Raw genomic sequence first — 12,843 nt, 5'->3', positions numbered from 1 at the left:
ATCGCATGGTCGAATGAGAAAACTGATTATTACGGAGAAGGCTAATGCCGCGAGGAGGATTTCCACAATATTGTCTGACGGAAAATCAAAATCCGAATCGGGAAAGGACGTCACTGTGATAAAATTCGAAGCGGGAGGGGACGAATATACAGTTGTGAGCCTTAGGGGGCACATTTTAGAACTGGACTATCCCGAAGAATACAACGACTGGGGCGGCATCTCTCCGGTGGACATGGTATATGCCGAGCCGATCAAAAAAGTAAAAGTAAAATCCATACTCAATAAGATCGGGGAATTTGTTAAGACCTCCGATGAGATAATAATCGCAACCGACTTTGACAGAGAAGGAGAGCTTATCGGGATGGAAACAGTTACCGCCGTGAACGCCGATCTCTCCAAAGTCAAACGCGCTAAGTTCAGCGCACTCACAAAGGGAGAAGTGGAAAAAGCATTCTCCGAACTCACAGAGCCTGATAAAAAGCTCGCCGATGCCGCTGAGGCCAGGCAGATCATCGACCTTTCGTGGGGCGCAGTGCTTACAAGGCTTGTTTCCTTGTCGTCCGGTCAGGTCGGAAAGAATTTCATGTCTGTCGGAAGAGTTCAAAGCCCTACGCTCAAATTGTTGGTGGACCGCCATGAAGAGATCGAAAACTTCGTTCCGGTCCCGTTCTGGAACATAATAGGGAAATTCGGCATGCTGGCTTTCAAAGGAGTGCATGTAAAGAATCCGTTCTGGAGCAAAGACGATGCGGATAAGGTAATGTCTGCGATCGCCGACGCTAAGACCGGGAAGGTCAAAGCATACACTGTTTCCATGAAGGAAGAGTACCGCCCCGCCCCCTTCGACACCACAATGATGCAGGTGGAGGCCAACAAGATCGGCATCCCGCCCAGCGTAGCGATGAAACTCGCAGAGGATCTGTACACCAGCGGTTACATTTCATATCCCAGGACAGAGAACACCGAATACCCGAAGAGCCTCAGCATGAAGGGAGTTCTTGAAAAGCTCAAAGACTCAGAGTTCAAAGAAGAGGTTGAGGAGATACTCAAACAAGACAAGATCGTCCCCTCCAGGGGGAAGAAGAGGACCACCGATCATCCGCCCATATACCCTACGGCCGGTGCAAGCTCGGATAAGATGAAGGGCGATAAGTGGAAACTTTACGAGCTCATAGTAAGAAGGTTCCTGGCAACAGTGGGTCCCAACGCAACAGCCGAGATCACCGACTGCGAGATCGAAGTTGCGGGAGAAACGTTCAAGGCCGACGGTTATGTCCAAAAAGATCCGGGCTGGAAGAAATACTATAAGAAGTACCTTAAGTCCGCAGAGAGCCGCGTTCCGAAGTTGAATGTCGGGGGCGAGATCGAGATAAGATCGAAGAACCTCGAAGAATCAGAGACAAAGCCGCCATACAGATACAATCAGGGATCCCTTATCCAAGAAATGGACAGATTACAGCTGGGAACAAAGAGTACACGGCATGAGATCATCGGAAAGCTGTTCTCCAGGAACTATGTTGAGGGGAACAATCTCATCCCCACTGCCAGCGGTACCGCTCTCACCAAGTCGTTAGAGAAACACGGCGGCGGCATCACCGAACCGGAAATGACATCGAAACTCGAATCCGACATGATCGATATAAGTGAAGGCAACAACACTTTAACGGAAGTTGTAAAAGAATCACAGAATATGCTTTTCGTTGTCGCAAAGAAGATTACTTCCGAAAAGGAACAGTTCGGCGAGGACATAAGATCCGCTTTGAGGTCTGAACAGTTCATAGGCTTGTGTCCCACCTGCGGCAGCAGCATGACCATCAAGAAATCAAAGAATGGGAAATTCATCGGATGCGATGGGTACCCGGAGTGCGCAAGAGCATATCCTTTACCGAGAGGTGCGATGATACAGACCACCGAGACGGCCTGTCCGGAATGCGGACTTGCGCAACTTAAGATCATAAGGAAGGGCATGCCGCCGGTGATCCAATGTATAGATCCAAAGTGCAAGTGCAACACCGAGAAGAATAATCTCGGCCTGTGTCCGACCTGTCATAAGGGTACGATCAGGATAATGTTCTCTAAAGGCGGCAGACGCTTTGCGGGATGTTCGGAATGGCCAAAATGCACTCAGACCTACCCGCTCAGGCCGAGAGGCACAGTGGCGCCTTCCGGCGATCAATGCGCAGTATGCGGCGCTCCGGAGGTGCAGTTCAACGGCCACAGAGAGTGCATCAACCCCGACTGCGATACCCGCGGGGGAAAGACCCGTAAGACGCCTGTCAACAAGGCAACAGTCAAGAAGACGGGTACGAAGACCGTTCCGACAAAGAAAGGTACATCAACGAAGACAAAAAAGGAGATTGCCTGAGAAAACAGCGTTTTCATATCTCCCGCCGACAAAGGATTTTTATCATACATACGATTTATAAAAATCGTGTTATTTGTGTCTTTTCTATACTATGACTGTTAATTCAACAGAACGACTCTTCTTCCTTTGAAAGCGGCCCATCAAAATGTTCGTTTATAGAATCGATCTCCCGGGATATGCGTGCGTTCCTGCATGTGGTGCATTCGAGATCTTTCTTCAATGATTTTTTGATGTTCATTTTCTTTTTATCAAGGTCCACTATCTTTCCGCAGGCACAATATATCTTAGTAAAAGATCTCGGGCCGGCGCTATCCAGCGTTAAAATGCCGGCATCACCTTGCGGAATTACTCTGTTGGATGTAAAGCTGTGAACTATGATTGCACGCCCCCTATTTTTTGCGATCGTTATCGTCACAAATCCCATCCATTATGCGATAGACTAACCTTAGACATCCCATATCTTAGTAGGGATATAAGCTTTCTGTTTCGGGTTTTTACAACCCTATTTATACCCCTCGGTAACGGCAGAGATTCAAAGAATTTTTAGGATACATTTATATATCACCTCTTAGGGATTTTTTTCATGAAAGATCGCCGGAAAGTCAGAGTTTTCCGGCCGTTTTGAGTTGTTTTATCACGTAGTCGCGGATGTCGGACGGCGTCCTCTCCTTACCTACCCTTTTGCCGTTGCGGAGCACTTCCTTCTCGACCATTTCCATCTTGTTGCCGCAGCCGCAGACGACCTTGTCATCCGGTCTGAGGGAAACACCCATCTCGAAACATTTAGGACATCTGTACGTGAATTTCCTTCCGCCGAATTTGCCTCTCTTTGAGATCGGCTGCCCGTCTTTTTCAACGACATCCATTGATAGATCCAATGTAGGCGCATTGCTTATGGAAGTCCCCACACCGAACCCTGACACGGAAGTATCCACTATATCGGCGATGGATGACTCGTCAAGCCCTCCCGAAACGATGATATCGACGTCCTTGTGCCCATTCATATCCAACTCCCATCTTACCTCGTTGATGAGTTCTTTGAAGTTGCCTCTTCTCGAACCGGGCGTATCAAGCCTCACGCCCTTGAGGTCCTTGATCGAGGTGCATGCTTCCAGCGCCGCTGTCCTTTCGTCCGAGAATGTGTCTATCAGCATTATTCTTGGAACTTCCTTCTCTATGACCCTGTCGAATGCTCTGAAAGCGGCATCGTTGCTTCCCATGAGGAGCATTAGCGTATGCGGGACCGTGCCTATTGCCTCTTTGCCGATGATGTCACCGCCGATCTTTGATGATACGCCGTCGCATCCGCCAATATAGCATGACCTGTCCAGGACGCCTGCGATCGCAGGGTGCATCCTTCTATTCCCGAATGCCAATACGGTCTTGTTCTTAGCCGCGATCTTGGTGCGCGCCGCAGCTGTTGCTGTGCCGGACGGCTGACAGAGCATTCCCAGAATGGCCGTTTCGAATATGCCGAAATCCGTATACGCGCCGAAAATATTCATTAAGGGGACGCGTACGCTGTCCGGGGTCCTTGTTTTGAATAATGTTCCTTCGGGAACGGCATATATCGATATGGGAAGCCCTTCCGTAAGCCTTATCACTTCTTCCAGCCCGCAGAACACTCCCCACTCCCATCCTCTCGGGAGAGAGCTGCCTGTTATCTCTGCGCAAACTTTGGTTTCGGCCAGTCCGGATGCCTCGAGGATCTTCTTCGTTCTTTCGAAGTAGATATCCATTGTGTATCCATCGCGCACATCTTTTTCATCGGCAATGAAAAGCTTTTCCATCTTATCACACTCTGAATACTTTCTTTCCCGGGAAGACGGCTTTTGACCCCAGTTCCTCTTCTATCCTCAGCAGCCGATTGTACTTTGCGGTGCGCTCTCCCCTTGCGGGGGCGCCTGTCTTTATTTCGCCGCATCCCCAGCCGACGGAAAGATCTGCGATCGTTGTGTCCTCGGACTCTCCGGACCTGTGTGACACCACCACATTGTAACCGTTGTCAAAACTCACCTGTGCCGCGTCTGCCGATTCGGTCACTGTCCCGATCTGATTCACTTTCAGAAGCATGGCATTGGCGGAGCCCATTTCGATGCCTTTGCACAAACGTCTTGTGTTCGTTACAAAGAGATCGTCCCCGACGACCTGGACATTCTTCCCGATCATTGATGTAAGCTCAGCCGTTGTGTCAAAATCATCCTCGAAGAACGGATCCTCTATACTTATCAGAGGGAACATGTCAGCCAGATCTGCATAATGGTCTGCCAGCTCCCCCGCGGAAAGTTTCATTCCGTCGACGTCATAGACGCCGTTGTCATAGAATTCCGACGAAGCTGCGTCGATAGCAAGGAAAACATCCTTTCCTGAAGAGTATCCTGCTGCGGATATTGCGGAGATTATCGTTTCCAGCGCCTCTGCGACGGTTCCGAGCGGTGGGGCGAACCCGCCTTCGTCGCCGATGTTCACCGCACTTGCGCCGTATTTCTTTTTCAAAATGGATTTCAGCTCCATGTATATCTCCGAGGAAGCCCTCAGACACTCAGAGAACGAATCTGCGCCAGCTGGAACGATCATACACTCTTGTATACTGAGGTCCCCTCCGGCATGTTTTCCTCCGTTGATTATATTGAACATTGGTACAGGAAGAGTGACATGATCATTTCCAACATGCTCATAGACCTCTTTTCCCAGAGCATAAGCTCCGGCTTTGACCGCCGCGAGAGATACTGCGACCAGAGCATTACCGCCGAGCCTTGTTTTATTGTCGGTCCCGTCCAGGTCTATCAGGGCATAGTCGATGCTTCTTTGGTCTGACGGATCCATTCCCACCAACGTCTTTGCTATCTCTCCTTTTATATTCTCGATAGCGGTGAGAACGCCTTTTCCTTTGTATCTGCTGCCGCCGTCCCTCAACTCATGGGCCTCCCATGTGCCTGTTGATGCTCCCGATGGAGCGATCGCAGTTATTTTCTTCCCGCGCACAGTGAGTTCGGCCTCGACAGTGGGGTTCCCCCTGGAGTCGAGTACCTCTCTGGCCCATACTTTTTCGATCTTCATTATTATTCACCGATCTTATCAAAATCTTCCATTTGTTTCAGCAGAATCCCTCTATCTTTCGCAGTGAACGTTTCAGGGTCGACGGAAACAAGGAACGATACACTCTTGCCATATTTCTTTGTGATCATTTGGTGTAACGCCGTCAGTGCGGAATTCATTCCATTCCTGTTTATTATTTCATTAAGGTTATCAAATGCGACCACCGGCCTGTTACCGTTCCTTATGAATTCATCCACTTCCTCGATCATAGAGCCGAGGCTATATATGCTTGAACGGCCGCCGAACAGCCTTACCGTCATTGTAAGAGCTTTTACATTATCGCTCCTGAACCATTCTGTTATTGTCTTCCTTTTTCTGGTCGTTACAACGAGCACATCGCAACCTTCATTGTCAAACGATGCTATCAGATCATTTATCGCGGCCGGACTGCTGCGGAACAAAACATATGATCTCCCAAAGGGTACTTTCCTTTGAATAAAGGTCTTACTCTCTGGGATGGTCTCTTCGATCTTCTCTTCCAGCATTTGAGGCGGATCGTTCGCTTCGGCATTTGCGGCCAGAGCTTTGTTTATCTCCCTCCGGACATCGGACGATGAGAATGGTTTCTCGATATGACCCTTTATCATCGAGATGTCCTGCGGTATCTGTTTGTTCTTGCTTCGGATCACCACGACGGGGATATCTATAGGAGGAACGGTGCTCTGCATCCTGTTCAAAAGCGCCAGCCCCTCCCCGTTGTGCATGTCGATATCGATGATCATCACATCGTGGCTATGCGAAATAATTAACGGATAAGCCGTATCGGCGGAAGAAACGACCTCGACCGTATTGTCTGCATCGGCAATAACTTCGGCCAGGACCGCCTGAAGGGCAGCATTGTCATCCACTATCAGAACATGCATCTTATTACTTCCCGATATCAGATGATACCTAACTGCCCCAGAAGTATATTAAAGGAGTGAGTGCGGCCCCGTTCATAAAAAGAAGCTGGGGAAGTTTCACACAAAAGCATCACTGCTTTCTGCTCTCTTTTGCTTTTGGCCTGAGGTTGCTGTATCCGCACTTGCGGCATTTATCCGCCTTCTTGGGATTCGTAGCATAGCAACTCATGCATACGGATTTTTCAAGGAGCCTGTGCTCAGCTTCTTTAAAACGCGCCATTTATTAATTCCTCTGGCAGTCCCATTATTGAAGTATTATTTATAAGATTCGTATAATTAAAAATGTGCCCTTTGTTGAACAAAATCTCTGATCACGTGCTCCGTGGTCGGACCGCTCATCTCATGCGTCACGAAATCCGGAGATATCGCCTCGACAAGCAGCTTACAGTCTCTGTTCGAGAATGGCCTGTGCTGATCCACTTTCGAAACATGAGGATATATCCTTGTAACAGCCTCGAGCATCGTCTCTCCGGGAGGTCTGGCCTCTTCTTTGAAGGTGTTCCTGAATTCTGCGCTGGTGCTCACATGCAGATGCATGTTCTTTATTCGGTCCTTCATCTCATCGGGATATTTTTCGAATATCTTCAGAAGCCTGTCTATGCATCTCCGCTCGTCGTACGCATCATCAAGCGTGTTCATCATGTGCCCCGTGTCGAGACAGAACCCCCAGTTATCGAATTCTAAGTGCGAATCCATGTATTCGTACTCCCATTTATCTTTCAGCTTCAATCCGGGCCACCAGAGGTTCTCGAAGACAAGCTTGAACGGAGGCTCGTTCCCTTTGAACCCGGACACTGCCCTGTTCATCATCTCGCAGAACGCTTCCAGAACGTCTTTGCTGTTGTCCGTCTGCTTCCTGAGCATCGCTTCATCGAGGTTCGTTGTGCTTGCGTGGATAACGCCGTAAGCTGGTCTTATCTCGGTTGCAAAACTTATCATCGCTCTGATGTTCTCGACAGCCTCTTCCCTGTCCCTTCCGAACATAACGAATTTCACGTTATCTTTATCAAACTCGTTCGGATCGGCCTTGCCTGTCCACCCGCTGTACCAATCCACGGCATACGGGAGATGCACCGAAACGGACATCCCCTTGTAAATATCTGGTATCCTTTCAAAAAGTGTGAACAACTCCAACCCATCGCACCGGATGTCTTTCAGACCATGTCCTCCGAGTGGAAGTTCTTCCACGCCCTGCATGACAGAATAGTTCAACAGATGTTTCATGAGTTTAAGTAAAATAATAAAAAGGTTTCATATGAGCTCGAAAGCTGCGTTTATCGCCGCTTCCACAGCGAGCATCTTTGTGTCTGCGCTCCCTACGATGATGGCATCGTTCTGTGTGATGCCCGTCTCCTTCCGGATCTTGTATGCAAGCTCCGGGTTTCTCTCATCGACATTCCAGTCGGGAGGTATCATGAGTGCGCCGTCCCTGATGACAACGGTCGTGCAGCCGGTCGCACCGACCTTGATCCCGGCATCCCTCTGCTGCATCCCGTTGTACACTCTGTCTGCCACTCCCATTACCAATACGCTTTGAGAGAAGGACCCGACCGTTGAGTCTCCGAGTTCGACATCCACCACTCTTATCGGGATCTGAGAAAGGAACGCCTGTCCCGATTTGGTGATGGTGATGCCCGTTTGTCTCACGATGACATAATTCCAGTTCTTCAGGGTATCTATGATCTTCCTCATGCTTCCCTCACCGACTCCGACCATCTCGGACAGTTTCTTCCTGCCTATCCTCCTGCCGTCAGACAGAAGATGAAGTGCCCAGTAGATGTTCGCATCAGAGAATCTGAACATCGGCCCGAACTGAGGAACTTCGATTATCTTCATCATTTATCCCCGAGGACCGTATCAGAATGTTCTGACCTTTCCGTTTATGATGCTTTCAGATACCCTGTCAACATTGTCCAACCAGTCCGCTGCGATAGCTTCTGCTTCTGACTTCCACTTCGGAAGTTTCGGGTCGGAATCTGCGTTCGTGGTCACGATGTCGATCGATGCGTTGAGAGGTTCGGAAACGGGTTTTCCGATCTGAGAAAGCAGCCTTACTCTCACCTCAGCGTCCCCTCCTATACTCTTCGCCACATCGTCAGCGATCATTTTGGACATTATGTTATATATCTTCCCAATGTGAGTGATCGGATTCTTTCCAGATGTCGCTTCCATTGACATCGGCCTGTTCGGTGTGATAAGACCATTGCATCTGTTACCTCTTCCCACAGACCCGTCGTCTCCCATCTCCTGGGACATTCCGGTGCAGGTAAGGTAGATCACCTTCCTCTTGTAGTCATCGCCTGTGTTGACGTCCAGGTCCACCGTGACCTTCTGCGAGCCTATTATCTTAAGTGCATTGTCGAGTACCGAGCTTTTGAGTTGCTCCACGGCCGACCTGTACTCTGTCATGTCCGCGATGTATCTGTCGACCATGGCGCAGGCGACTGTAAGGGTTATCTTGTTACCCACCCTGGATGCCATGACCTTTACATCCTGACCGCTCTCGGGGAGTTTCTTTTTAAGGTTTCCGTTTATGTATTCTTCTGTTTTCAAAACAAGTTTATCTGTTATCGAGAACGGAGCATATCCCACTCCGAACGATGTGTCGTTTGCGAGGTGTCCGGACGCTTTGTACACGCCGGTGAGATCGTCGGATCCCATTCCCAACTTGGCATCGACCACCACCTCTGAATCGACGTCCAGATTGGGGAATGTCTTATCCAGGTATTTTCTGGCCGCTTTGAGAGCGGTAGGTTTGCATGGAAGGGATTTCTCTTCCTTCCCGACAGCGATATGGGTCGTTGTGCGGCCCACAAGAAGAATGAACGACGGATCTATTATTGTACCTCCGCCGAATCTCGGGGCTGATTGACCTGCCGCAATTTGGGTCTCGTCGGTGTTGTGGTGGAGGACGTGCCCGAACTCTTTGATATACATTTTACAGAGCGCTTTGCTTACCTCTTCGGCTAACGCATCGGCAACACTGTCGGGGTGTCCTATTCCTTTCCTTTCTACGATCTCGATGTTCCTTTTCGGCAGCGGTACCTCATTGACACCTGCCACATAGATATTTTTCTTTCCCATTTTTCATTCCTTCTTGACGCACCATAAACATTAGTATGATGTTGATGTATTATTCTCCCCATTAATAAATTAATTCAGACGAAAACGGATTTGAAGATGTTCAGACCAGCCGTATCTCGGCCATTGACACCTTATACATGTCCATATCGCTCGGGACGACAATGTTGTCGAAGATGGCCTTCGCTTCTTTTTCAATGAACCATTTATCGTCGTACCTGTTGCTTATGTGTATCAAAAACAGTATCCTGCATCCGCATTCTTCTGCCGTCTCGGCAGCTTGAACGCATGTGGAATGCTTGTGCTCTGCGGCGAGCTTCGATTCTTTCCCGGAAAAGGTCGACTCGTGGATGAGCACATCGGCTCCAGCGGCGGCTTCTGAAAGTTCCATGCACGGGACTGTGTCTCCGGAGTAAACGATGCTGCAGCCGGGTCTTGAGGATCCCATGACCATCTCGGGAGTCACACCGTTCACCGTTTCGCCGTTCTGAAGCTTTGAGAAGTCCGGACCGGGTCTCAGACCGAGTTTGATCGCTTTCTCTTTGTTGAACCTGCCTCTGAATGCATTCTCGACCAATTTGTAACCGAAAGACGGTATGCTGTGGTCTGTTCTGAATGCCGAAACAGCGAAACCGTTGAATTCTATTCTTTCGCCGGGCGCTATCTCTCTGACCTCTATCTCATATTCAATGTTCCCTTCGCACACCGAAAATATCGCTTTGAGAGCCGCAGACAGCCCCTCCGGCCCGCATACCACCAATTTATCCTTCCTCCCGGAAAGCCCCATTGTCTGAAGCAGGCCCGGCAGCCCGAGGAAATGATCCCCGTGCATATGTGTTATGAAGATCCCTTTGATCCTCATGAATGACATCGGCGAAACCATCATCTGTCTCTGTGTACCCTCGCCGCAGTCAAAAAGCACAACTTCGGAATCGCAGCGCACCGCCACGCACGGCATCCCTCTTTCTCTGGAAGGTATGCTTGCGCCTGTGCCAAGGAACAAAATGTCCAGCATTTCTTCCTCATCGGTAGATCTGGTCGATCTCTCTGCTTGTCTTTGTTTCTTTCTTATATGTCTTATAATGTTCTTTACAGAGGTGCACGCTTCTTACGTTCGAATCTTTGAGTTTTAACGAGGACTTGGCGAACTGTTTCATGTTTATAGACCTCTCTGCCTCTTTGTCGCAGCCGGAAACATCGCAGACCTTTTCCGTTTTATTGTGGTTGGTCAGTGCCATGGATGCTTAACTGAAACGAAAGATATATTATTTTCTTGAAAAGTTCTGGTCGGAGGTTGTGCGTTGACTTTTTTCATAAACTATAGTGGGAACCGCTTTCTTTCGGATCGAGCGGTGTTTTCGCTGCAAAACGATTGAACGATAAGCGCATATTTGAAATCAGGAGAAGCCGCCGCTGAGCGACCCTACGTCATATGCACCTGACATCACACATGTCCTCTCATTGCGCGAAGAAAAGTTATTGGATGTCGAAACGAACTGGAACGTAAAGCCGCTTTGCACCTGGGAAATAGATGGCGGTTCGTTCGAAATGTCGATCACGCCCATGGCAAGAGCGATTGACCCTTTCCGAGAGCGTGCAAAACACACAGTTCAAATCCAAAATTTAAATCAGATGAGTGCATTAGCCCATTCATGACCAAGGTCGCACCGTCCATGCTGTCCGCCGATTTCTCCAAACTGGGGGAAGAGGTCAGGAGAATAGAATCCGCCGGAGCAGATTGGGTGCACCTCGACATCATGGACGGGATGTTCGTACCGAATATCACAATAGGTCCGTCCGTGGTCGCATCGTTGAGGAAATTGACCAAGATGCCTTTTGATGTCCACCTTATGATCCAAGACCCTGTCAGGTACGTTAAAGCGTTCGCAGATTCCGGTTCCGATATGCTCACTGTCCACGTGGAAGCGGACGGGGATATCAGAGGAGCCCTCAAGAGTATAATGGATCACGGCATCAAGCCCGGAATAACCCTGAACCCAGGAACACCCATCGAGAGTATCGAACCTTATCTCGATCTGGTCGATCTGGTGCTGATCATGACCGTGCAGGCAGGGTTCGGCGGCCAGAGCTTCAAAGAAGTGGGCCTGTCGAAGATCGGCTGGGTCAGAGAGTATGCCGATGCTCAGAACCCGAGGCTCGAGATATCTGTCGACGGCGGGATAAACAGGAACACCGGAAAATTGTGCGTTGATGCGGGTGCGACCGTGCTTGCGGCTGGGAGCTCCCTTTTTAATCACAGCGACATGGGAAAAGAGATCGCACTCTGGAAAGGGTACGGGCCGAACGCCGAACAATGAGGTCTTCCCATGGGAGTGAATCTTTCCAGCCTGACAGAGCCCAAAACCGTGGAGTTGTCCGAACTTGAAGGTAAGACGGTCGCTATCGATGCGTACAACACAATATATCAGTTCCTTTCTATCATAAGGCAACCGGACGGCCAACCATTATGCGACCGTACCGGCAGAGTGACCTCTCATTTATCCGGCCTTCTCTATCGCACTGCAAATCTCATCACCAGCGGGATAGAACCGTGTTTTGTGTTCGACGGCAAACCACACCCGCTGAAAATGGCAATACTCGCCGAGAGGAAAGAGAGACGCGAGAAGGCCGCGGACGAGTGGGAAGAGGCGATCGAAGAAGGAGATATCAAAAAAGCATTCTCCAAAGCACAGCAAACGTCGAAAATGACGCCTGAGATAAGGGAATCATCAAGAGAGCTCATATCATATCTGGGCTTACCGATGGTGGACGCTCCTTCTGACGGGGAGGGGCAGGCGGCGTATATGTGCTCGAAAGGCGATGTCTGGGCCGCAGCGTCGCAGGATTTCGATTCGCTGTTATTCGGTGCACCCACACTTGTAAGGAACATGACCATTACCGGCAGGAGGAAGGTCCCCGGGAAGGATCAGTATAAGGATGTAAGGACAGAGGTCATTGATTCAAAAGAATTCTTGGAGTCACTGGAAATAACGAAGGAGCAGCTTGTGGATATATGTATCCTGATGGGTACCGATTTCAACCCAGGCATCCCGGGAATAGGTCCGAAGAAAGGTTTGAAGCTGATCAAGGACCATGGGGATCTGGAACATGTGATCTCATCCAAGTCCTATGACATTCCTCTGTATCAGGATGTGAGAGATATCTTCCTGAAAAGCAAATACACCGACGATTATTCTACAACCTCCTCGGAAATTCAAAGGGATAAGATCATCGGCATGCTGGAAGGGTATGATTTCTCCAAAGAAAGGATCGAAGGAACGTTAGATAGGATCGATGTTGCAAGAAAAAACAACAGATCTAAAAAAAGCCAACGCAGCTTAGATGCTTGGTTCTGACCCATTCGGACCAATAGCGTAACTATTTAATCATAATGAT

14 protein-coding genes are annotated in these 12,843 nt (G+C 49.3%); 3 read left to right on the top strand and 11 right to left on the bottom strand.

Going from position 1 to position 12,843, the window contains the following annotated elements; all coding sequences use genetic code 11:
* Positions 1–13: 13 nt before the first annotated feature.
* Positions 14–2,365 (top strand): DNA topoisomerase I, encoded by a 2,352-nt coding sequence (locus tag Mpt1_RS01965; protein WP_048111619.1) that lies wholly within the window; start codon positions 14–16, stop codon positions 2,363–2,365.
* A 103-nt stretch (positions 2,366–2,468) separates the two neighbouring features.
* Here the strand turns inward: Mpt1_RS01965 and Mpt1_RS01960 are convergent, their stop codons facing one another.
* The 11 genes from Mpt1_RS01960 to Mpt1_RS07675 form a co-directional block, all read right to left on the bottom strand.
* A complete protein-coding gene (locus Mpt1_RS01960) occupies positions 2,469–2,789 on the bottom strand; it encodes a hypothetical protein (protein WP_048111618.1) in 321 nt (106 codons plus the stop codon).
* Between the two features lie 178 nt (positions 2,790–2,967).
* Entirely contained in the window at positions 2,968–4,155 is a 1,188-nt protein-coding gene (locus tag Mpt1_RS01955) for a nicotinate phosphoribosyltransferase (RefSeq protein WP_048111617.1), read from the bottom strand.
* A 4-nt stretch (positions 4,156–4,159) separates the two neighbouring features.
* On the bottom strand, positions 4,160–5,425 hold the full coding sequence (gene eno, locus Mpt1_RS01950; RefSeq protein ID WP_048111616.1) for a phosphopyruvate hydratase: 1,266 nt from the start codon (positions 5,423–5,425) through the stop codon (positions 4,160–4,162).
* Positions 5,426–5,427: 2 nt separating this feature from the next.
* Positions 5,428–6,327, bottom strand: a complete 900-nt coding sequence (locus tag Mpt1_RS01945) for a response regulator (RefSeq protein ID WP_048111615.1) — start codon at positions 6,325–6,327, stop codon at positions 5,428–5,430.
* A gap of 109 nt (positions 6,328–6,436) precedes the next feature.
* Positions 6,437–6,586: a 50S ribosomal protein L40e gene (locus tag Mpt1_RS01940; protein WP_048111614.1), complete on the bottom strand. Its 150-nt coding sequence runs from the start codon at positions 6,584–6,586 to the stop codon at positions 6,437–6,439.
* A 56-nt stretch (positions 6,587–6,642) separates the two neighbouring features.
* Positions 6,643–7,590, bottom strand: coding sequence for a TIM barrel protein (locus tag Mpt1_RS01935; protein WP_048111613.1), 948 nt, complete (start codon positions 7,588–7,590; stop codon positions 6,643–6,645).
* A 27-nt stretch (positions 7,591–7,617) separates the two neighbouring features.
* Positions 7,618–8,205 (bottom strand): DUF4443 domain-containing protein, encoded by a 588-nt coding sequence (locus Mpt1_RS01930; protein WP_238603138.1) that lies wholly within the window; start codon positions 8,203–8,205, stop codon positions 7,618–7,620.
* Positions 8,206–8,223: 18 nt separating this feature from the next.
* Positions 8,224–9,450, bottom strand: a complete 1,227-nt coding sequence (locus Mpt1_RS01925) for a methionine adenosyltransferase (protein ID WP_048111612.1) — start codon at positions 9,448–9,450, stop codon at positions 8,224–8,226.
* A 100-nt stretch (positions 9,451–9,550) separates the two neighbouring features.
* Entirely contained in the window at positions 9,551–10,462 is a 912-nt protein-coding gene (rnz, locus tag Mpt1_RS01920; RefSeq protein ID WP_048111611.1) for a ribonuclease Z, read from the bottom strand.
* 7 nt (positions 10,463–10,469) lie between these two features.
* The gene (locus tag Mpt1_RS01915) at positions 10,470–10,685 is read right to left on the bottom strand and encodes a hypothetical protein (RefSeq protein WP_048111610.1); all 216 of its coding nucleotides are present in this window, start codon (positions 10,683–10,685) and stop codon (positions 10,470–10,472) included.
* A gap of 159 nt (positions 10,686–10,844) precedes the next feature.
* On the bottom strand, positions 10,845–11,012 hold the full coding sequence (locus Mpt1_RS07675; RefSeq protein ID WP_158386730.1) for a hypothetical protein: 168 nt from the start codon (positions 11,010–11,012) through the stop codon (positions 10,845–10,847).
* 87 nt (positions 11,013–11,099) lie between these two features.
* On the opposite strand from Mpt1_RS07675, the gene rpe reads away from it, so the two are divergent.
* Positions 11,100–11,765 (top strand): ribulose-phosphate 3-epimerase, encoded by a 666-nt coding sequence (rpe, locus tag Mpt1_RS01910; protein ID WP_048111609.1) that lies wholly within the window; start codon positions 11,100–11,102, stop codon positions 11,763–11,765.
* Between the two features lie 9 nt (positions 11,766–11,774).
* Positions 11,775–12,803 carry a flap endonuclease-1 gene (gene fen, locus Mpt1_RS01905; RefSeq protein WP_048111608.1) on the top strand — a complete coding sequence of 343 codons (1,029 nt, stop codon included), beginning with the start codon at positions 11,775–11,777 and terminating at the stop codon, positions 12,801–12,803.
* Positions 12,804–12,843: the final 40 nt, after the last annotated feature.

The sequence above is a fragment of the Candidatus Methanoplasma termitum genome (assembly GCF_000800805.1).
GTDB lineage: Archaea > Thermoplasmatota > Thermoplasmata > Methanomassiliicoccales > Methanomethylophilaceae > Methanoplasma > Methanoplasma termitum.
The sequence above is the reverse complement of the archived record's forward strand: the minus strand, read 5'-3'. Positions and strand labels throughout refer to the sequence as shown.